Source organism: Sanguibacter sp. A247, from assembly GCF_052324925.1.
In the GTDB taxonomy this organism is placed as follows: Bacteria; Actinomycetota; Actinomycetes; order Actinomycetales; family Cellulomonadaceae; genus Flavimobilis.
Map to the genome: position 1 here is coordinate 163,634 of NZ_JBQPRE010000002.1, position 19,440 is coordinate 183,073.

Sequence of the window (19,440 nt, forward strand, 5' to 3'; positions counted from 1 at the left end):
TCGTGCGCGCTGACGGGCTCCGGGTGGCGATGCTCTCGGTCCACACCTCGCCCCTCGCGCAGCCCGGCACGGGCGACGCGGGTGGCATGAACGTGTACGTCACGGGGCTTGCGCGCGCACTGGCGGAGCTCGGAGCGCACGTCGAGATCTTCACGCGCGCGACAAGGTCGACGCAGCCCGACGTCCACGAGGCCGGTGACGGCGTGCTCGTGCGCCACGTCCCGGCCGGTCCGTACGAGGGCCTCGACAAGGGTGACCTGCCGGGGCAGCTGTGCGCGTTCACGGCGGGCGTCCTGCGCACCGAGGCGTCGCGCCGGCCGGGCTGGTACGACGTCGTGCACTCGCACTACTGGCTCTCGGGGCAGGTCGGCTGGCTCGCCGCGGACCGCTGGGACGTTCCGCTCGTGCACTCGATGCACACGATGGCGAAGGTGAAGAACGCCGCGCTCGCGCCGGGTGACGTGCCCGAGCCGCACGGTCGCGTCGTCGGCGAGGAGCAGGTCGTCGAGGCGGCCGACGCGCTCGTCGCGTCGACGCCCGACGAGGCCGCCGAGCTGCGCGACCTGTACGGCGCGGCCCCTGAGCGCGTGCACGTCGTCGCGCCGGGCGCGGACCTCGATCTTTTCCACGGCCTGCCCGGTCCGCGCGGTGCGGCGAACCCCGCGCTGCGCGACGAGCTCGGACTCCCGCACGGGCCGCTCGTCCTGTTCGTCGGGCGAGTTCAGCCGCTCAAGGGCCCGGACACGCTCATCGAGGCGGCGGCCGAGCTGCGTGCGCAGGGGCGTCCGGTTCCGTGGATCGTCGTGTGCGGGGGACCGTCGGGCCGCCCGACGGCCGTGCGCGAGCTCGCCGTCCTTGCCGACCGGCTCGGGGTGGGCGACCACGTCCTGTTCCGTCCGCCGGTCGCGCGTGCGGCGCTCGCGGACTGGTACCGCAGCGCGGACGTCGTCGCGATGCCGTCGCACTCGGAGTCGTTCGGTCTGGTCGCGGCCGAGGCCGAGGCGTGCGGCACGCCCGTCGTCGCGACCGCTGTGGGTGGGCTGCGGACCGTCGTCGTCGACGAGGTCTCGGGTCTGCTCGTCGACGGTCATGATCCGCGCACGTGGGCGCGCGCTCTTGATCGCGTGCTCCGCGACGATGCGCTGCGCGCGCGCCTGGGCGAGGGAGCGCTCGGTGTCGGTGCGCGGTTCGGCTGGGATGTCGCGGCGCGCGGGATGCTCGACGTCTACCGCGAGGCGACGAAGGCTCGCCGAGCCCGCCACGGCTGACCCCCGGCCCACGGGCCCTTCCCGCGGGTCCTCCCCGTCGTCCAGCCGACTCCCGGCTGCTTGCGTCCAGGCACCCCCAAGGGGTCCCTGGACGCAACCAACTCGCCGCGCGTCCCCGGCCCGCGGGCCCTTCCCGCGGGCCCTTCCCGTCGTCCCGCCGGCTCCCGGCTGCTTGCGTCCAGTCACCCCCAAGGGGTCCCTGGACGCAACCAACTCGCCGCGCGTCCCCGTCCCGCGGGTCCTTCCCGTCGTCCCGCCGACTCCCGGCTACTTGCGTCCAGGCACCCCCAAGGGGTCCCTGGACGCAACCAACTCGCCGCGCGTCCCCGGCCCGCGGGCCCTTCCCGCGGGTCCTCCCCGTCGTCCAGCCGACTCCCGGCTACTTGCGTCCAGGCACCCCCAAGGGGTCCCTGGACGCAACCAACTCGCCGCGCGTCCCCGGCGTGCCGATCGGCGTCGTGCCGGGGTGTGTGCGGGATGTGTGTGGGCGTTCGTGAGTGTGCTCACGGCTGCTTGCGTCTAGGCACCCCCAAGGGGTCTCCGGACGCAACTAACTTGCCGCGCGTCCCCGTCCCGCGGGCCCTTCCCGCGGGTCCTCCCCGTCGTCCAGCCGACTCCCGGCTACTTGCGTCCAGGCACCCCCAAGGGGTCCCTGGACGCAACCAACTCGCCGCGCGTCCCCGGCCCTGGCAGGTTGCTTGCGTCCTCGACCCTCCTGGGGGTGCCTGGACGCAATCAGCTCGTCGCGCGCGCCTCGGCGTGCTGATCGGCGTCGTGCCGGGGTGCGTGCGGGATGTGTGTGGGCGTTCGTGAGCGTGCTCCCGGCTACTTGCGTCCAGGCACCCCCAAGGGGTCCCTGGACGCAACCAACTCGCCGCGCGTCCCCGGCCCTGGGGAGTTGCTTGCGTCCTCGACCCTCCTGGGGGTGCCGGGACGCAATCAGCTCGTCGCGCGTGCCCCGGCGCGCTGATCGGCGTCGTGCCGGGGTGCGTGTGGGATGTGTGTGGGCGTTCGGGAGCGTGCTCCCGGCTGCTTGCGTCCGGGCACTCCTGAGGGGTCCCTGGACGCAACTAACTCGTCGCGCGTCCCCGGCGCCGGTGAGTTGCTTGCGTCTGGGCACCCCCAAGGGGTGCCTGGACGCAACTAGCTCGCCGCGCGTCTCCGGCGCGCGGATCGGAGTCGTGCCGCGCCGCGGCGCCCGGCCGGTTGCCGACGTTTGACGTCCCACGGACCGAGGTCCCCCGCGCGCCGCTCCGCGCGTGCGTCACAATAGGAACCATGACCTACACCCTCGTGCTGCTCCGCCACGGCGAGAGCGAGTGGAACGCCAAGAACCTCTTCACCGGCTGGGTCGACGTGGCCCTCTCTGACAAGGGCGTCGAGGAGGCGAAGCGCGGCGGCCGGCTCCTCACGGACGCCGGCGTCCTCCCGGACGTCGTCCACACGTCGCTCCTGCGCCGTGCGATGAACACCGCGCACCTCGCGCTCGACGCCGCGGACCGCCTGTGGATCCCCGTCAAGCGCAACTGGCGCCTCAACGAGCGTCACTACGGTGCGCTCCAGGGCAAGGACAAGGCCCAGACACTTGCCGAGTTCGGCGAGGAGCAGTTCATGCTCTGGCGTCGTTCCTACGACGTCCCGCCGCCCGCGATCGAGGTCGGCTCGGAGTTCTCGCAGGACGCTGACCCGCGCTACGCGGACGCCCCGCAGGTCCTCACCGAGTGCCTCAAGGACGTCCTCGAGCGCGCCCTGCCGTACTGGGATGCCGAGATCGTTCCTGACCTCAAGGCCGGCAAGACCGTCCTCGTCGCCGCGCACGGCAACTCGCTGCGCGCGATCGTCAAGTACCTCGACGGCATCTCGGACGAGGACATCGCGGGCCTCAACATCCCGACGGGCATCCCGCTCGTGTACGAGCTTGATGAAGAGACCCTCAAGCCGGTGAAGCCGGGCGAGTACCTCGACCCCGACGCTGCGGCGGAGGCCATCAAGGCTGTCGCCAACCAGGGCAAGAAGTGACCGTCTGACGACTGTCGGCCAAGACCCCCGGGAGCATCGCTCCCGGGGGTCTCGTCGTCTGCGGGCCGCGCCCCCGCCCTCTCGTGCGGCGAACGGTCATCCGAGCATGAGGCGAGAGCTGCTGCGGTGCCCAGCGCAGCCAGGAGCAGAAGGTGCCCAGCGCAGCCAGGAGCGGAAGGGGCCCCACAGCAGGGAGAGGCCCGCGACGCGCACGTTGTCGGTCGTGGACGTTGTCGGCTCGCCGACGGTCACGCCAGCGTTCGATTCGCCGAGCGCGGGAAGGTCAGGCCTCTGCGGCCTCGAATGCGCCCGTGACGAGGAAGAGCATGCGGCGAGCCACCGACTCGCCGTGGTCGCCGAAGCGCTCGTAGTACCGGCCGAGCAGGGTGACGTCGACCGTCTCTTGCGGGGTTCCGGACCAGCCGCCGCCGAGCAGGGCTGCGAATGTGTCCTGGTGGAGGGCGTCGAGCTGGTCGTCGTCGCGCTCGATCTTGTGCGCGAGCTTGAGGTCGCGTGACTCGAGCAGCTGCGTCACGCGCTCGGCGACCGCGACGGCCGCGGTGTTCATCTGCGCGAACGTCAGCGCGACCTCGCCGGCCACGGCGGGCCGCGGGTAGCGGCCGCGTGCGATCTGCGCGATGTGCCGGGCGAGGTCGCCCATGCGCTCGAGCGTCGACGAGATCCGCAGGGCGGAGACGACGACGCGCAGGTCTGTCGCGACCGGGGCCTGCTGTGCGAGCAGGAGCACGCACCGTTCGTCGAGGTCACGCTCGAGCGCGTCGATCTCGCCGTCCTTCTCGACGACGGACTGTGCGAGCTCGAGGTCAGCCTCGAGCAGGGCAGTCCCGGCGTCCTTGATCGCCGACTCGACGAGTCGCGCCATCGCGGCGAGGTCGTCGCCGATCTGCCGCAGCTCTGCCTCGAAGATCTCGCGCATGTCCACTTCCTTCATCGTTGTCGGCCGCAGGCCGGCTCGGCCTGGCACATGGTGCCGGGCGCGGTTGCGCGGCCAGGGTGGCCGGGGGCATGACGGCCCCGCCTCACTGTCACAGCGTGCGGCTACCTCAAGGTGAACGGCAGACGCGCCCTTGGTGAACTTCGAGCGAGCAACCGTCGTCCAAGCCTCGCGCGGTCACATGGACGCGTAGGGCCCGCCTACGCTGGGGCACGTGGACGGACTCTTCTTCGTGATCGCCGGCATCGTCGGCCTCGTCACGGGCGTGTTCGCGACGCTCCTGTTCTTGTGGAACGAGCGGCGCGAGCGTGTGGCGCCGGTTGGGCCGCCGGCTGATCTTGACGAGGGTTTCGTCAGGGCGCTCGCGGTGCTGCGCTCGGCGGCGGTCGTCGTCGGCGAGGCCGACGAGATCGTGCGGGCGTCGGCGCCCGCGTATGCGCTCGGTCTCGTGCGGCACGACGCGCTCGCGCACCGCGCGGTCGAGGACATGGTTGCGGAGGTGCGGCGCACGGGGGAGATCCTCGACGTCGAGATCGAGCTGCCGCGCGGGCCGTCGGGCCGCGGTGACGTCCTGCTGCAGGTGCGGGTCGCCCAGGTCGACGGCCGGAACGTGCTCGTCCTCGCGGAAGATCGCACGGAGGCGCGGCGCCTTGAGGCGATCCGGCGGGACTTCGTCGTCAACATCTCTCACGAGCTCAAGACGCCCGTGGGTGCGCTCGCGCTGCTCGCGGAGACGGTGCACGACGCGGCCGACGACCCCGAGGCGGTCCGCCGCTTCGCGGGGCGCATGCAGCAGGAGTCGGCGCGTCTGGGTGCGCTCGTCCACGAGGTCATTGAGCTCTCGCGGCTGCAGTCGGCGAGTGCGCTCACGCAGGTGCAGGCCGTCGCGGTGCGCGGGATCGTCGAGGAGTCGATCGATCGTGCGCGCACGACGGCGACGGGCCGGAACATTCGCCTCGCGAGCGCGGGCGACCTTGACGCGGCCGTGTACGGCGACCACAACCTGCTCGTCACGGCGCTGCGGAACTTGCTCGACAACGCCGTCAACTACTCCCCGGACGGCTCGTCGGTCTCGGTGGGTGTCCGTAGGGCGCTCGACTTCGTCGAGATCTCGGTCGTCGACCAGGGTGTGGGGATCGCGCGTGACGTCCAGGACCGCATCTTCGAGCGCTTCTACCGCGTCGATCCGGCGCGTTCGCGCGAGACCGGGGGGACCGGCTTGGGCCTGAGCATCGTCAAGCATGTTGTCGCTGATCACGGCGGTGAGATGACCATCTGGTCCCAGCCGGGCCAGGGTTCGACGTTCACCATGAAGATCCCGGCGGCGCATATCGCGCCTGCCGGGCCGACCGAAGCCTTGGCGCCTGCCGGGCCGGCCGCTGAGGAGGAAGAGGACGCATGACCCGCATCCTGGTCGTCGAGGACGAAGAGTCCTACGCCGAACCGCTCACGTACCAGCTGCGACGCGAAGGCTTCGAGGTTGTCGCCGTCGGAACGGGCCCCGACGCGCTCACGGCATTCGACGACGGCGGCGCCGACCTCGTCCTGCTCGACCTCATGCTGCCCGGGCTCTCGGGCATCGAGGTGTGCCGCGAGCTGCGCCTGCGGTCGAACGTTCCCGTCATCATGCTCACCGCGAAGGACGGTGAGATCGACAAGGTCGTGGGTCTCGAGATCGGGGCCGACGACTACATGACGAAGCCCTACTCGTTCCGCGAGCTGCTCGCCCGCATGCGGGCCGTCCTGCGCCGTCACGCGGAGGTCACGGCTGCGACGGCGGCTGCGACGAGCGCGCGCGCCGAGGTTGCCGACGATGACGAGGTCCTCGAGGCGCGCAACGTGCGCCTCGACGTGGACCGTCATGTCGTCACCGTGGACGGTGAGCCTGTCGCGTTCCCGCTCAAGGAGTTCGAGCTCCTCGAGCTGCTCATGCGCAACGTCGGCCGCGTGCTCACGCGCGGCCAGCTCATCGACCGCGTGTGGGGCTCGGACTACGTGGGTGACACGAAGACGCTCGACGTTCACGTCAAGAGGATCCGGGCGAAGATCGAGGTGGACCCGGGCAGCCCGACGTTGCTCGTCACGGTGCGCGGCCTCGGTTACAAGCTGACCGACGACTGAGTCGGCAACGACGAGGAGGGGGTCGTCCTGGCGCTGCCGGGGCGGCCCCCTTCACTGTGTTCTGTGCGCGCGCGAGGCGTCCGACGACTTCGGGGGCTGTTCACCGCGGGTTCACCGAGGCCACCTGAGCGGGTCATCTTGGCTGCTTAGCGTCATGGACGGATCGCAGGCACAAGACCTGCGACGGACAGACTTCAGGATGGATCTCCAGTGAGCATCAGCCGCACCAGCCGTCGCGCCGGGTCCCTCGTAGCCGTCGGCGCCCTCGCGTTCGCTCTCGCCGCCTGCAGCGACTCGAACGGGACGACCCCCGGCGCCACCGGCTCCACCGGTTCCGGTGACACGACCTCCGAGGCCCCCGCCCAGCTGAGCGGCACGCTCGCGGGCGCCGGCGCCTCGTCGCAGGGCAAGGCCATGGAGGGCTGGGCCGCGGGCTTCGCGGACCTCGCCCCGGACGTGCAGTTCTCCTACGACGCGGCCGGCTCGGGCGCGGGCCGCGAGCAGTTCCTTGCGGGCTCGACGCTCTTCGCGGGCTCCGACTCGGCGCTCAAGCCTGAAGAGCTCACGGCGGCCCAGACGCGCTGCTACGGCGGCGAGGCGCTCGAGCTTCCCGTCTACATCTCGCCGATCGCGGTCATCTACAACCTGCCGTCGGTCTCGGCCGCCCACATCAACCTTGACGCCAAGACGATCGCGCAGATCTTCAACGGCGACGTCACGAAGTGGAACGACCCGGCGATCGCCGCGCAGAACGAGGGCGTCGAGCTCCCGGACCTCGCGATCATCCCGGTCAACCGCTCCGACGAGTCGGGCACGACCGAGAACTTCACCGAGTACCTCGCCGCTGCTGGCGAGGGCGCGTGGACGCACGAGCCGTCGGGCGACTGGCCCGTCTCGGGCGGCCAGTCCGGTAACGGCACCTCGGGTGTCGTCGACACGGTCTCGGCTGCCGAGGGCACGATCGGTTACGCCGACGCCTCGCGCGCCGGTGACCTCGGCACCGTGGCCGTCAAGGTCGGGGAGGCGTACGTGCCGTACTCCGCCGAGGCTGCGGCCAAGGTCGTCGACGCGTCGCCGGCCGCCGAGGACGCGACGGACAAGCGTCTCGTCATCGAGCTCGACCGCACGACGACGGCTGACGGCGCCTACCCGCTCGTCCTCGTCTCCTACGACATCGCGTGCTCGGTCTACGAGAACGCCGCGGACGCCACGAACGTCAAGGCGTTCCTCTCCTACGTCGCCTCGGACGAGGGCCAGCAGCGTGCCGCGCGTGCCGACGTCGCGGGCTCCGCACCGATCTCGGGTGAGCTCCGCACCAAGATCCAGGCCGCGATCGACTCGATCTCGGCGAAGTGATCCTGTGCCCACCTCCCTCCCCGGCGACCCCCGCCTGGATGCCGCCGGCGAGGGCGGTGGGCCTGCCCCTCGCGGGGTTGTGACAGCCACCGTCGGCGTCCCTTCGGGGACGCCGGCGTACGGCCGCCGGACGGCGGCAGCGACGATGGACGAGGACATGCACGACGACACTCAGGCGTGGGCGCCGCCCGGGCCGACGGCCGTGGACCACGCGGCCCCCGAGCCCAACCAGCCCGGTGCGGGCGGAGGGTTGCTCTCGCTTCGTGCGAGCGGCTTCTCGCGCGTCGCGGACCGCATCTTCAAGGGCGTCTCGGGGACGACGGGTGTGCTCATCCTCGTCGTCCTGGCCGCGGTCGCGGGCTTCCTCGTCATGAGGGCCTGGCCGGCGCTCACCGCGAGCCGCGAGGAGCTCGGGACGATCTCGTGGCTGAATGGCGCGTCGCTGCTCGAGTACGTCGGACCGCTCATCTTCGGGACGCTGCTCTCGGCGCTCCTGGCGCTCGCGCTCGCGGTTCCGCTGTCGATCGGCATCGCGCTGTTCATCACGCACTATGCGCCGCGCCGCATCGCGCAGGCGCTCGGCTACATCATCGACCTGCTCGCCGCGATCCCGTCGGTCGTCTACGGCCTGTGGGGCGCGCTCTGGCTCGCCCCCGTGCTCGACCCGATCTTCCGCTGGCTCTCGGACTCGTTGGGCTTCATCCCGCTCTTCGCGGGCTACACGGCTCCGGCGCGCAACGTGCTCGCTGCTGCGACCGTGCTCGCGGTCATGATCATCCCGATCATCACCGCGGTCGCGCGCGAGATCTTCTTCCAGACTCCGCTCCTCCACGAGGAGGCAGCGCTCGCACTGGGTGCAACGCGCTGGGAGACGATCCGCATGGCCGTCCTGCCCTTCGGTCGCTCGGGCCTTGTCTCGGCCTCGATGCTCGGCCTGGGCCGCGCACTGGGCGAGACGATGGCGGTCCTCATGATCCTGTCGCCCGGCTACTTGTTCTCGTTGTTCCTGCTCAAGCCAGGTCAGCACCAGTCGATCGCGGCGAACATCGCCGCGAAGTTCCCTGAGGCGTCCGGCCTCTCGGTCTCGGTGCTCATCGCGACCGGCCTTGCGCTCTTCGTCATCACTCTCGCGGTCAACATGGCCGCTCGGTGGATCATTGCCCGTCGGGCCGAGTTCTCCGGAGCGAACTGATGTCTCTCGCCACTGCCTCTGCGGGGCCCACGTCGGAGCGCTCGGCGCTCTCGTTGACGGGCAACCGCCTGCCCCGGTGGGCGCCGTGGGCCTCGCTCGTGGGCTCGGCGCTCGTCGCGTGGGGGGTTATCGCCCTGGCGGGCGAGCCCACGCCGACGACGGTCGTCGCGCTCACCGCGCTCCTGCACGCGATCGCTCTGACGAGCGTCGCCCGCTACGTCGAGGGCCCGCGTCGCGCGACGGACCGTCTCGCGACGACGCTCGTCACGGTCGCGTTCCTGCTCGCCCTCATCCCGCTCGTGTCGCTGCTGTGGACCGTCGTGAGCCGCGGCATGGTCCTGTTCTCGGGGGCGTTCCTCTCGACGGACATGGTGGGTGTCTTCGGCGACATGACGTCGGGTGGTGTGGCGCATGCGATCGTCGGGACGCTCATGGTGACGCTTGCCGCGACGCTCATCTCGGTCCCGATCGGCTTGCTCACCGCGATCTACCTCGTCGAGTACGGCCGGGGCGCGCTCGCGCGCGGCATCACGTTCTTCGTCGACGTCATGACCGGCATTCCCTCGATCGTCGCGGGCCTCTTCGCGTTCGCGCTGTTCACGCTCGTCATGGGACCGGCCTACCGGTCGGGCCTCATGGGTGCGGTTGCGCTCGCGGTCCTCATGACGCCCGTCGTCATCCGCTCGGTCGAGGAGATGCTGCGCCTCGTGCCGAACGAGCTACGCGAGGCCGCGTACGCGCTGGGCGTGCCCAAGTGGCTGACGATCATCAAGGTCGTCCTGCGGACCTCGATCGCCGGAATCGTCACCGGTGTCATGCTCGCGATCGCCCGCGTCATCGGCGAGACAGCTCCTCTGCTCATCACGGTCGGCATGGTGACGCGCACCAACTGGGACGTGTTCGAGGGCCGTATGGCCACCCTGCCGGTGTTCGCCTACTCGCAGTATCAGCAGGGTGGCGTCGGCGTCGACCGGGCGTGGGCTGCGGCGCTCACCCTCATTCTCATCGTCATGCTGCTCAACCTCGTGGCGCGTGGCATCAGCCGGGCGTTCCGCCCCAAGTCCAGCCGCTGAGGCTCCGGAAAGGTTCCCAGAATGTCCAAGCGCATCGATGTCGAGGATCTCGACGTCTACTACGGTGACTTCCTTGCGGTCGAGGGCGTCTCGATGAAGATCGAGCCGCGTTCCGTCACTGCTCTCATCGGGCCGTCGGGCTGCGGCAAGTCGACGTTCCTGCGGACGCTCAACCGCATGCACGAGGTCATTCCGGGCGCGCGCGTCGAGGGCAGGGCCGTGATGGACGGTCAGGACCTCTACGCGCCGGAGGTCGACCCGGTGCAGGTGCGTCGCCAGGTGGGCATGGTCTTCCAGCGTCCCAACCCGTTCCCGACGATGTCGATCGCGGACAACGTGCTTGCGGGCGTGCGTCTCAATAACAAGCGCATGTCGCGCTCGGACTCGGCGGACACGGTTGAGCGATCGTTGCGTGGCGCGAACCTGTGGAACGAGGTCAAGGACCGTCTCGACAAGCCGGGCTCGTCGCTCTCGGGGGGGCAGCAGCAGCGCCTGTGCATCGCCCGCGCGATCGCGGTCGAGCCGCAGGTGCTGCTCATGGACGAGCCGTGCTCGGCCCTCGACCCGATCTCGACGCTCGCGATCGAGGACCTCATGAGCGACCTGAAGAACGAGTACACGATCGTCATCGTCACGCACAACATGCAGCAGGCTGCGCGGGTCTCGGACCGCACGGCGTTCTTCAACATCGCCGGGACGGGGCAGCCGGGCAAGCTCATCGAGATGGCGGACACGCCGACGATGTTCTCGTCGCCCTCGGTCCCCGCGACCGAGGACTACATCTCGGGCCGCTTCGGGTGAGCTGATGTCCGGGGCTCTGCCCCGGACACGACGACGGCCAGCCGCACCCCATCGCGGCTGGCCGTCGTCGTGCGTGGCGGTGGGGGGTCTCAGCCCTCGGTGCCTTCGGTGCCCTCGGTGGGCACGAGCGCCGCGTACTCGGGGTGCGTGGCGTCGAGCACGGGGACGGGGACCTCGGTCGCGGACTCGGGCGTCCCGACGGCGAGGGGCAGGACCGCGCCCGGTGCGACGCTGACGGAGGTGATGAGCGACGGGGTGCCGCTCGGGCCGCCGACGACGGTCGTGGTGCCCGCGGCGACGTCGAAGCGCTCGACGCCGATCGCGACAGTGATGTCGGTGGCGCTGTTGTTGACGAGGCCGGCCTGGATCGCGCCGGGCGCGCCCTTGTCGGCTGCGATGACGAGGAGGTTCTGCACGATGACGCCGGGGGCGACGTCGACGCGGATGCCGTCGGAGGCCGCGTAGGGCAGGTCGGTCGTGAGCGGCGAGCATGCGGCGAGCCCTGCGACGACGGCGAGGGAGAGGGCGGCGGCGGCCCCGCGGCGGGTGCGGGTCTGCAGGCGGTTCACGTGTGCTCCTGTTGGCTGAGTCCGGGGCGCGCTGCGGACCAAGGGTCCCGGGTCGGCGCGGCGATCGTCTGGTACGGATGTCCCGCGCCCACTGTAGTGCTCCGGTGGTGAGGGCTGGGCCGCGGCCGGGCGCACGGCGGCCCGGAGGGCGGAAGTCGCCCGAGATTCTGCCGTTTTTCGTGGTAGGATGGCCGTCCGCGAAAGGGGATCCAATCCAATGACTTTCTCAGTGGGAGAGACCGTTGTCTACCCGCACCACGGCGCTGCACTGATCGAAGAGATCAAGACTCGGACCATCAAGGGCGTGGACAAGGTCTACCTCAAGCTCAGGGTCGCCCAGGGCGACCTGACGATCGAGGTCCCGGCCGAGAACGTCGACCTCGTGGGCGTCCGCGACGTCGTCGGCCAGGAAGGCCTCGAGAAGGTCTTCGAGGTGCTGCGCGCCCCGTACACGGAAGAGCCGACCAACTGGTCGCGCCGTTACAAGGCCAACCTTGAGAAGCTCGCCTCGGGCGATGTCATCAAGGTGGCCGAGGTCGTGCGTGATCTCTCGCGTCGTGACGCAGATCGTGGCCTCTCGGCCGGCGAGAAGCGCATGCTCGCCAAGGCGCGTCAGATCCTCGTCTCGGAGCTCGCGCTTGCTGAGCACACCGACGAGGAGAAGGCCGAGGGCATCCTCGACGAGGTGCTCGCGTCCTGACGCGCGCACGAGCAGCATCCGCAGAGCCCCGCACCGTTCGTCGGTGCGGGGCTCTTGCACTGTGGCGAGCACCCTCGAGGGGCGTCGGCGGTCGGGCGGCGCGATAGGTTCGGGGCATGCTCCGCTCAGCGATCCTCTTGGCAGCCGGCTCCGGCTCGCGCCTCGGGTCGACGCTCCCGAAAGCACTCGTCCCGCTCGACGGCGTCCCCCTGCTCGTCCACGCCGCGCAGCGGCTGCTCGCGTCGGGCGAGGTGACGACGCTCGTCGTCACGGCGCCGTCCGCGCACGTCGCGGACGTGCGCGCGGCTCTGGGCGGCCTTGCCCTGCCCGACGGATCCGCGCCCGCACTCACGGTTGTCCCGGGCGGGGTGAGCCGTCAGGCGTCGGTCGCCGCTGGTCTCGCGGCGTTGCCCCCCGGCGACGGCACCGTGCTCGTCCACGACGCTGCGCGTGCGCTCACTCCGCCCCAGGTCATCGCGCGTGTCGCTCAGGCGGTCGCCGCCGGGCACGTCGCCGTCACCCCGCTCGTGCCCGTCGTCGACTCGCTCCAGGCCGTCGCGGACGGCGCGTTCGCGGGAGGTCGGCTGCCCGACGGCGGCGCACCGACGCTCGGTGCGCGGGCGCGCACCGGCCTCGGGATCGTCCAGACACCGCAGGGCTTCGACCGCGGGGCCCTGGAGGCTGCGCACGCGGCCGCGCGCGCTGCGGGCGTCGACGGCTCCGATGAGGCCACGGCCGCAACTGACGACGCGACGCTCGTCGAACGGGCGGGCCACGTCGTCCATGCGGTTGCGGGGCACGACCTCGCGATGAAGATCACGACGCGGCGCGACCTCGCGCTCGCCCAGGTGCTGCTCGCTGACCACGCGGCACACGACGAGGAGGTCCCCGCATGACCCAGGCCGACGTGCCCCGCGCTTTTCTCCCGCTGCCCCGCACGGGCATCGGGGTCGACGTCCACGCGTGGGCGGGCGACGACGACGAGCGCGACCTCGCGCTCGCGGGCCTCGTCTGGCCCGGCCACCGGCCGCTCGCGGGCCATTCCGACGCGGATGCTGCGGCTCATGCGGCTGCGGACGCGCTGTTCTCGGCGTCGGGCCTCGGTGACCTCGGATCGAACTTCGGGACCGCCGAGCCCGAGTGGGCCGGTGCGGCGGGCACGGTGCTGCTTGCCGAAGCTGCGCGGCGGGTGCGGGCTGCGGGCTTCGAGATCGGCAACGTCGCGGTCCAGGTCGTCGGGCAGCGGCCGCGGCTCGGTCCGCGTCGGGCCGAGGCGGCCGCGGCGCTGAGCGCGGCCTGCGGCGCGCCGGTCACCGTGAGCGCGACGACGACGGACGGCTTGGGGTTCACGGGCCGCGACGAGGGGATCTGCGCGATCGCGACGGCGCTCGTCGTCGCGGTGCGTCCCGACGCGGGCTGACACGCCCCGACGCGTCCCGACGCCCTGACACGCCCCGACGTGCGTCGTTGCCGCCGGGGCGCACCCTCGACGCTGCTCGAACCCTAGGACGCGCGTGCGCGCACCCTGCGCCGTCGGGCAAGATGCTCGTGAGACCGTGCACGCCGAAGGAGGATGCATGCAGACGAACGGCGCCCGGGTCGTGGCGTTCCTCGCCGGGGCCATGCTCCTGTGGTTCGCGTACCGCGAGGCGGTGCGCCCGTGGGGATCTGATCCCGTCACGGCGGTCGCGTGGCTCGTCGGCGCGTCGATCTTCCTGTCCTTCGCACTGCGCCCTCGGCGCAAGCCCGGCGCGGACTGAGCGCGCCGCAGCACGCCCTGCTCGGCCGCGGCGCTCAGCGCTGGTGCGTCACAGGACGTAGCCGCACGGGAAGCTTCGCGACGACAAGGTCGTAGGAGTCCTCGAGCAGCTGCTCGAGGAGGTCCGGGTCGAGCCCGTCGTGCAGGACGAGCGACACCCAGTGGCGCTTGTTCATGTGCCAGCCGGGGAGGATGTCGTCGTGCGCGGCGATGAGCCCGTCCACGAGCGCAGGTTCGACCTTGAGGTTGACGAACGCGTGCTCGGCGCTCACGCGAGCAGTGCGCGTGAGCAGTGCAAACATGCGGCCGTGGATGCGGAAGGCCTCGGCACCCGACCCGAACGGGAAGTCGCTGCGCGCGTCCGGCAGGGTGAGCGCGAGCTCACGCAGCGACCGCACGGACGGCGCGGCCTCGTCCACGCCGGCCTCGTCCACGCCGGCGTCGTCCACGCCGGCCCCGTCCGGGCCGTGCCCGCTCACAGCTCGAACATCCGTCGCAGGTGCGCGTTGAGGAACATGCCCGACGGATCAGCGGCCGCGCGGGCCGCTCGGAAGTCGCCCAACCTCGGGTAGACGGCCTCGAGGTGGTCGAGCCCCACCCTGTGCTCCTTGCCCCAGTGCGGACGGCCCTCGTGCGCGAGCATGATCTGCTGGACGGCGGTGAACAGCCGAGTCGGGTCGGTGCGCCAGTACTGGTGGACGGCGACGTAGGCCGTGTCGCGGCCGTAGGCGGTCGAGAGCCACACGTCGTCGGGAGCAGCGAAGCGCACCTCGACGGGGAACGACACGTGCTCGCCCGAACCAGCGATCCACGCTTCGATCTCGCTCAGCACCGTGGGCAGGACGTCGAGGGGGACAGCCCACTCGGACTCGCGGAAGCGCACGCGCCGTGGTGAGACGAAGACGTCATGGGACGGGGCCGTGAAGCGCCGTGCGGACAACGCCCGCGAGCTGAGCGCATTGAGCCGCGGGATGGCGCGCGGAGCGACGTGCCCCACGCGATTGACGACCTCGAAGAGGCCGTTGGAGAAGACCTCGTCGTCGACGAAGGCCCGAGCGCGACCAAGAGGCGCGTCCGAGTGCGCACGACGGTTGTTGCGTTTGAGCAGGGCGCGCCGGGTGTGGGGGAACCAGAAGAACTCGACGTGATCGTTGAGGTCGAGCAGGTCGTCGAGCTGGTCGAGGACACGGTCGAGGGGCCAGGGCTCCTCGCGCGCCTCCAGGACGTAGGCGGGCTCGACCGCGAGGGTCACGGCGGTGAGGACGCCGAGCGTGCCCAGGCCGAGGCGCGCCGCCTCGAAGAGCTCGGGCCGCGCAGTCGGCGACGCGCTCACGCGTGAGCCGTCGGCGAGGACGAGCTCGACCGCGCGCACCTGGGCGGAGAGGCTTGCGACGGCCCCGCCCGTGCCGTGCGTCCCGGTCGAGATCGCGCCCGCGACGGACTGGTGGTCGATGTCGCCGAGGTTGCTCATCGCCAGCCCGAGGCGTGCGAGCGCTGCGTTGAGGTGGCGCAGGCGGAGCCCGGCCCCGACGCGGACGGTATGCGTGGCACGACCGTCGGGTACTGCGAGCGCAACCGGTTCGTCGACGAAGGCGAGCCGGTCGAGGCTCAGCAGTGTCCCGTTCGTTGCGACGAGGGGCGAGAACGAGTGCCCGGCCCCGACGACGCGCACCGGCCGGTCTGCTGCGACCGCGTGGCCGACGCGCATGGCGACGTCGTCGGCGTCGATGGCCTCGACGAACGAGTGCGGCCGTGAGGCGACCGAGCCGGACCAGTTGCGCCACAGGCCGCTCGGGCCGGGGGCGTGCGAGGGCGTGAACGGGAAAGTAGCCACACCGTACTGTCGTGGTGGTTTTGACCTCGGGTCAATGACCTTGGTCCCGGCGGCGTGGCGTCCGAGGTAGGTTCGGCGCTATGAGCACCTTGCGCTCCCGTCTCGACGCTGCGACTGCGGGCTTGTCCGCGCCGCTCGTCGTCGTCGACCTTGATGCCCTTGAGGCCAATGCCGACGACCTCGTCCGCCGCGCCGCCGGCACACCCGTGAGGCTCGCCTCGAAGTCGGTGCGCGTGCGCGCGCTGCTCGACCACGTGGGCGGGCGACCGGGCTGGGCGGGGATCATGGCGTTCTCGCTCGCCGAGGCGCTGTGGCTCGTCGACCACGGTCACGACGACGTCCTGCTCGGGTACCCGGTCGTCGACCGGGCGTCGCTCGCCGCGCTCGCGGCCTCGCCCGCGGCCCGCGCGGCCGTGACCCTCATGGTCGACGACGTCGTGCAGGCGCGCCGCGCCGCCGACGCGCTCGCGGTGGTCCCGGGCCCGGAGGTGCGGGTCTGCCTCGACATCGATGCGTCGTGGCGGCCGGGCATCGGTCGCGTGCGTGCGCACCTCGGCACGCGGAGGTCGCCCTTGCACGACGTGGGCGACGTCGTGCGGGTTGCGCGCGCGGTCGACGCGCTCGGCGGTCTCACGGTGCGCGGGCTCATGTTCTACGAGGCGCAGGTCGCGGGTCTGCCCGACACGAGCGCGGCGGTGCGCTTCGTCAAGGCGCGCTCGGTCGCGGACCTTGATCGGCGCCGCTGTGCGGTGCGCGGCGCTGTCGAAGCGGCGCTCGGGCGCCGGCTTGATCTGGTGAACTCGGGTGGTTCTGGATCGATCGAGTCGAGTGCGGGTGACTCGACGGTCACCGAGGTGACGGCGGGCTCGGGGCTCCTCGTCCCGGGGCTCTTTGACGGCTACCGCAGCTTTGAGCCGAGGCCTGCCGCGTTCTTCGCGCTCGAGGTCGTGCGCGTGCCGCGCCCGGGCATGGTCACGGTGTTCGGCGGCGGCTACATCGCCTCCGGCCCGACGGGGCCCTCGCGAGCCCCGCGCCTCCTGGCTCCCGCGGGCCTGCGCCTCACGGGGGCCGAGGGTGCTGGCGAGGTGCAGACGCCGCTGCGCGTGCCGCGTGGTGTCCACCTCGAGGTCGGGGACCGTGTGTGGCTGCGGCACGCGAAGGCGGGTGAGGTCATGGAGCGGTTCGACCGTGTGCACCTCGTGCGCGGGTCTGTCGTCGAGCGCACCGTGGCGACCTACCGGGGCGAGCAGCAGACGTTCGGCTGACCGGCGCGGGCTGAGCCTTGCGGGTGGGGCCGATAGGCTAGGGTCCGTGACCCTCCGCCTTTTCGACACCGCCGCACGCGAGCTGCGCGACCTCACGCCCCTCGAGCCGGGCAAGGTCGGTATCTACCTGTGCGGCGCAACCGTGCAAAGCGCACCGCACGTCGGGCACATGCGCGCGGCGGTCGCGTTCGACGTCCTCGTGCGGTGGTTGCGGCGCAGCGGCCTCGACGTCACCCTCATTCGGAATGTCACCGATATTGACGACAAGATCCTTGCGAAGGCTGAGGCCGCGGGTCGTCCGTGGTGGGCGCACGCCGCGCTCTTCGAGCGCGCGTTCACCGAGGCGTACGACGCGCTCGGCGTGGGCCGCCCGACGTACGAGCCGCGTGCGACCGGCCACGTGACCGAGATGGTCGACCTCATGGAGCGCATCGTCGAGCGCGGGCACGCGTACACGACGACGCCCGGCAACGTCTTCTTCGACGTCGGCTCGTACGCCGAGTACGGCTCGCTCACCCGGCAGCGCCGCGAGGACCTGCTCCCCGCCGAAGAGACCGCGGACGCCCACGGCAAGCGGCATCCGCACGACTTCGCGCTGTGGAAGGCGAACCGTCCCGGTGAGCCCGCGACCGCGTCATGGCCCACGCCGTTCGGTGCCGGCCGCCCCGGCTGGCACCTCGAGTGCTCCGCGATGGCCCGCCGGTACCTCGGCGACGCGTTCGACATCCACGGCGGTGGGCTCGACCTGCGCTTCCCGCACCATGAGAACGAGCAGGCGCAGTCGCGCGCTGCGGGCCTCGGCTTCGCCCAGCACTGGATGCACTCCGCGTGGGTGACGCAGGGCGGCACGAAGATGAGCAAGTCGCTCGGCAACGGGCTCGGCGTGGCCGAGCTCCTCGAGCGTGCCCGTCCTGCGGCGGTGCGCTGGGCGCTCGCGACCGTGCACTACCGCTCGATGCTCGAGTGGACCGACGAGACGCTCGCCGACGCCGAGGCCACGTGGACCCGGCTCGAGGGCTTCGTCGCGCGCGCCTCGGAGCACGTCGACGTCGACGACGCGGACGTCGCCCGGGCCGAGGTGCCCGCGGCGTTCGCTGCAGCGATGGACGACGACCTCAACGTCTCGGTCGCCCTCGCGGTCGTCCACGAGGCGCTCCGCGCGGGCAACTCGGCGCTCGCGGCGGGTGACGACGACGCGGTGCGCACGGCGCTGCTCGACGTCCGTGTCATGCTCGACGTTCTTGGCCTCGACCCGGCGTCCCCCGTGTGGGCGGGCGCCGCATCCGACGACCGGGCGCAGCGCGCGCTCGACGTGCTCGTCGAAGCCGAGCTGGCGCGTCGTGCGCAGGCTCGTGTCGACCGCGACTTCGCTACGGCAGACGCCGTGCGTGATCGCCTCGCGGCGGCGGGCGTCGTCGTCGAAGACTCCCCGACGGGCGCCCGCTGGGCACTCGCGACCGACTCACCGAAGGACCACTGATGGCAGCAGGCAAGGCCAAGCGACCCGGGGCGGTCCGTAAGCCCGGCTCGAAGAAGGGCGCGACCGTCGGGACGGGCGGGCACCGCCGCAAGGCGCTCGAGGGCAAGGGCCCCACACCCAAGGCTGAGGACCGCGACTACCACGTGGCGGCGAAGCGCAAGGCCGCTGCGACGGCGACGCGTGCGCCGCAGCGCACCGGCGGGCGCGGTCCGCAGGCGGGCCGGCGCTCAGGCGGCAGCAAGTCCTCGACCCACGAGATGGTTGCGGGCCGCAACTCGGTTCTTGAGGCGCTGCGCGCGGACATCCCCGCGACCAACCTCTACCTCGCCTCGCGGCTCGAGCAGGACGACCGCACCAAGGAGATCCTCCAGATCGCCGTGGAGCGCTCGATCCACCTGCTCGAGGTGACGCGTCCTGAGCTCGACCGTATGACGGACGGCGCGATCCACCAGGGTGTGGCCCTCCAGGTGCCTCCGTACGAGTACGCGGACCTCGACGACCTGCTCGACGCGGCCGCCGCGTCGGGCCGGGCGCCGCTCATCGTCGCGCTCGACCAGATCACCGACCCGCGTAACCTCGGCGCCGTGCTGCGCTCGGCCGCGGCATTCGGCGCGCACGGTGTGCTCGTCCCCGAGCGCCGGGCTGCCCAGATGACCGCCGCTGCCTGGAAGGTCTCGGCCGGCGCGGCCGCGCGTCTTCCCGTCGCCCGCGTGACGAACCTCGTGCGCGCCCTCGAAGAGGCACGCTCTGCGGGCTGCTTCGTCGTCGGGCTCGACGCGGGTGGCGAGACGACGATCGACACCCTGCCGTATGCGACCGACCCGCTCGTCCTTGTCGTCGGCTCGGAGGGCAAGGGGCTCGCGCGACTCGTCCGCGAGACGTGCGACGCGATCACGTCAATCGACATCGACGCCGCGACCGAGTCGCTCAACGCGGGCGTCGCCGCGGGCATCGCCCTCTACGAGGTGGCCCGCACCCGCCGCGAGGCGTAGCGCCGCCTGCCTCACACCCCGTCAGAACGCGAGAGCGCGTGCCTGAGCCGGGAGCG

19 protein-coding genes are annotated in these 19,440 nt (G+C 71.6%); 15 read left to right on the plus strand and 4 right to left on the minus strand.

Annotated features, from left to right (window positions below; genetic code table 11):
- The first annotated feature begins 29 nt into the window (after positions 1-29).
- Both mshA and ACTVCO_RS04885 read left to right on the plus strand, forming a co-directional pair.
- A complete protein-coding gene (gene mshA, locus ACTVCO_RS04880; protein WP_443727903.1) occupies positions 30-1,268 on the plus strand; it encodes a D-inositol-3-phosphate glycosyltransferase in 1,239 nt (412 codons plus the stop codon).
- Positions 1,269-2,546: 1,278 nt separating this feature from the next.
- Entirely contained in the window at positions 2,547-3,287 is a 741-nt protein-coding gene (locus ACTVCO_RS04885) for a phosphoglyceromutase (RefSeq protein WP_443727291.1), read from the plus strand.
- Positions 3,288-3,570: 283 nt separating this feature from the next.
- On the opposite strand, the gene phoU is transcribed toward ACTVCO_RS04885, so the two are convergent.
- Positions 3,571-4,224, minus strand: a complete 654-nt coding sequence (phoU, locus tag ACTVCO_RS04890) for a phosphate signaling complex protein PhoU (RefSeq protein ID WP_443727292.1) — start codon at positions 4,222-4,224, stop codon at positions 3,571-3,573.
- 223 nt (positions 4,225-4,447) lie between these two features.
- Between phoU and ACTVCO_RS04895 the strand changes: the two genes are divergently transcribed.
- The 6 genes from ACTVCO_RS04895 (at position 4,448) to pstB (ending at position 10,785) form a co-directional block, all read left to right on the plus strand.
- The gene (locus ACTVCO_RS04895; RefSeq protein WP_443727904.1) at positions 4,448-5,644 is read left to right on the plus strand and encodes a sensor histidine kinase; all 1,197 of its coding nucleotides are present in this window, start codon (positions 4,448-4,450) and stop codon (positions 5,642-5,644) included.
- Positions 5,641-6,363 (plus strand): winged helix-turn-helix domain-containing protein, encoded by a 723-nt coding sequence (locus ACTVCO_RS04900; RefSeq protein WP_443727293.1) that lies wholly within the window; start codon positions 5,641-5,643, stop codon positions 6,361-6,363. Before ACTVCO_RS04895 ends, ACTVCO_RS04900 begins: the two co-directional genes overlap by 4 nt.
- Before the next feature lie 210 nt (positions 6,364-6,573).
- Positions 6,574-7,719, plus strand: coding sequence for a phosphate ABC transporter substrate-binding protein PstS (pstS, locus tag ACTVCO_RS04905; protein WP_443727294.1), 1,146 nt, complete (start codon positions 6,574-6,576; stop codon positions 7,717-7,719).
- Positions 7,720-7,876: 157 nt separating this feature from the next.
- Entirely contained in the window at positions 7,877-8,911 is a 1,035-nt protein-coding gene (gene pstC / locus ACTVCO_RS04910; RefSeq protein WP_443727295.1) for a phosphate ABC transporter permease subunit PstC, read from the plus strand.
- On the plus strand, positions 8,911-9,984 hold the full coding sequence (pstA, locus tag ACTVCO_RS04915; protein WP_443727296.1) for a phosphate ABC transporter permease PstA: 1,074 nt from the start codon (positions 8,911-8,913) through the stop codon (positions 9,982-9,984). Before pstC ends, pstA begins: the two co-directional genes overlap by 1 nt.
- 21 nt (positions 9,985-10,005) lie before the next feature.
- Positions 10,006-10,785 (plus strand): phosphate ABC transporter ATP-binding protein PstB, encoded by a 780-nt coding sequence (gene pstB / locus ACTVCO_RS04920; RefSeq protein ID WP_443727297.1) that lies wholly within the window; start codon positions 10,006-10,008, stop codon positions 10,783-10,785.
- Between the two features lie 89 nt (positions 10,786-10,874).
- Here the strand turns inward: pstB and ACTVCO_RS04925 are convergent, their stop codons facing one another.
- Entirely contained in the window at positions 10,875-11,354 is a 480-nt protein-coding gene (locus ACTVCO_RS04925; RefSeq protein ID WP_443727298.1) for a hypothetical protein, read from the minus strand.
- Between the two features lie 217 nt (positions 11,355-11,571).
- Between ACTVCO_RS04925 and ACTVCO_RS04930 the strand changes: the two genes are divergently transcribed.
- The 4 genes from ACTVCO_RS04930 (at position 11,572) to ACTVCO_RS04945 (ending at position 13,814) form a co-directional block, all read left to right on the plus strand.
- Positions 11,572-12,054: a CarD family transcriptional regulator gene (locus ACTVCO_RS04930; RefSeq protein ID WP_443727299.1), complete on the plus strand. Its 483-nt coding sequence runs from the start codon at positions 11,572-11,574 to the stop codon at positions 12,052-12,054.
- A gap of 116 nt (positions 12,055-12,170) precedes the next feature.
- A complete protein-coding gene (locus tag ACTVCO_RS04935; RefSeq protein ID WP_443727300.1) occupies positions 12,171-12,950 on the plus strand; it encodes an IspD/TarI family cytidylyltransferase in 780 nt (259 codons plus the stop codon).
- Positions 12,947-13,474, plus strand: a complete 528-nt coding sequence (ispF, locus tag ACTVCO_RS04940; RefSeq protein ID WP_443727301.1) for a 2-C-methyl-D-erythritol 2,4-cyclodiphosphate synthase — start codon at positions 12,947-12,949, stop codon at positions 13,472-13,474. Before ACTVCO_RS04935 ends, ispF begins: the two co-directional genes overlap by 4 nt.
- A 157-nt stretch (positions 13,475-13,631) precedes the next feature.
- Entirely contained in the window at positions 13,632-13,814 is a 183-nt protein-coding gene (locus ACTVCO_RS04945; protein WP_443727302.1) for a hypothetical protein, read from the plus strand.
- 34 nt (positions 13,815-13,848) lie between these two features.
- Here the strand turns inward: ACTVCO_RS04945 and ACTVCO_RS04950 are convergent, their stop codons facing one another.
- Both ACTVCO_RS04950 and ACTVCO_RS04955 read right to left on the minus strand, forming a co-directional pair.
- Positions 13,849-14,262, minus strand: coding sequence for an MmcQ/YjbR family DNA-binding protein (locus tag ACTVCO_RS04950; RefSeq protein WP_443727303.1), 414 nt, complete (start codon positions 14,260-14,262; stop codon positions 13,849-13,851).
- A 26-nt stretch (positions 14,263-14,288) separates the two neighbouring features.
- Positions 14,289-15,647, minus strand: coding sequence for a D-arabinono-1,4-lactone oxidase (locus ACTVCO_RS04955; RefSeq protein ID WP_443727304.1), 1,359 nt, complete (start codon positions 15,645-15,647; stop codon positions 14,289-14,291).
- Positions 15,648-15,727: 80 nt separating this feature from the next.
- Here ACTVCO_RS04955 and ACTVCO_RS04960 point away from each other — a divergent pair, with 80 nt between their 5' ends.
- The 3 genes from ACTVCO_RS04960 to rlmB are packed head-to-tail and all read left to right on the plus strand — an operon-like array spanning position 15,728 to position 19,384.
- Positions 15,728-16,912: an alanine racemase gene (locus ACTVCO_RS04960; protein ID WP_443727305.1), complete on the plus strand. Its 1,185-nt coding sequence runs from the start codon at positions 15,728-15,730 to the stop codon at positions 16,910-16,912.
- A gap of 46 nt (positions 16,913-16,958) precedes the next feature.
- Positions 16,959-18,392 carry a cysteine--tRNA ligase gene (gene cysS, locus ACTVCO_RS04965; protein ID WP_443727306.1) on the plus strand — a complete coding sequence of 478 codons (1,434 nt, stop codon included), beginning with the start codon at positions 16,959-16,961 and terminating at the stop codon, positions 18,390-18,392.
- Positions 18,392-19,384 (plus strand): 23S rRNA (guanosine(2251)-2'-O)-methyltransferase RlmB, encoded by a 993-nt coding sequence (gene rlmB, locus ACTVCO_RS04970; RefSeq protein WP_443727307.1) that lies wholly within the window; start codon positions 18,392-18,394, stop codon positions 19,382-19,384. The genes cysS and rlmB overlap by 1 nt, the downstream gene beginning before the upstream one ends.
- Positions 19,385-19,440 lie beyond the last annotated feature (56 nt).

Bases quoted from the DNA above. Each gene is read 5' to 3' on its own strand.
- phoU (WP_443727292.1), bottom strand. From the start codon at position 4,224: ATGCGCGAGATCTTCGAGGCAGAGCTGCGGCAGATCGGCGACGACCTC.
- pstA (WP_443727296.1), top strand. From the start codon at position 8,911: ATGTCTCTCGCCACTGCCTCTGCGGGGCCCACGTCGGAGCGCTCGGCG.
- ACTVCO_RS04935 (WP_443727300.1), top strand. From the start codon at position 12,171: ATGCTCCGCTCAGCGATCCTCTTGGCAGCCGGCTCCGGCTCGCGCCTC.
- ispF (WP_443727301.1), top strand. From the start codon at position 12,947: ATGACCCAGGCCGACGTGCCCCGCGCTTTTCTCCCGCTGCCCCGCACG.
- pstC (WP_443727295.1), top strand. From the start codon at position 7,877: ATGCACGACGACACTCAGGCGTGGGCGCCGCCCGGGCCGACGGCCGTG.
- pstB (WP_443727297.1), top strand. From the start codon at position 10,006: ATGTCCAAGCGCATCGATGTCGAGGATCTCGACGTCTACTACGGTGAC.
- ACTVCO_RS04900 (WP_443727293.1), top strand. From the start codon at position 5,641: ATGACCCGCATCCTGGTCGTCGAGGACGAAGAGTCCTACGCCGAACCG.
- ACTVCO_RS04885 (WP_443727291.1), top strand. From the start codon at position 2,547: ATGACCTACACCCTCGTGCTGCTCCGCCACGGCGAGAGCGAGTGGAAC.
- mshA (WP_443727903.1), top strand. From the start codon at position 30: ATGCTCTCGGTCCACACCTCGCCCCTCGCGCAGCCCGGCACGGGCGAC.
- ACTVCO_RS04930 (WP_443727299.1), top strand. From the start codon at position 11,572: ATGACTTTCTCAGTGGGAGAGACCGTTGTCTACCCGCACCACGGCGCT.
- ACTVCO_RS04945 (WP_443727302.1), top strand. From the start codon at position 13,632: ATGCAGACGAACGGCGCCCGGGTCGTGGCGTTCCTCGCCGGGGCCATG.
- rlmB (WP_443727307.1), top strand. From the start codon at position 18,392: ATGGCAGCAGGCAAGGCCAAGCGACCCGGGGCGGTCCGTAAGCCCGGC.
- ACTVCO_RS04960 (WP_443727305.1), top strand. From the start codon at position 15,728: ATGAGCACCTTGCGCTCCCGTCTCGACGCTGCGACTGCGGGCTTGTCC.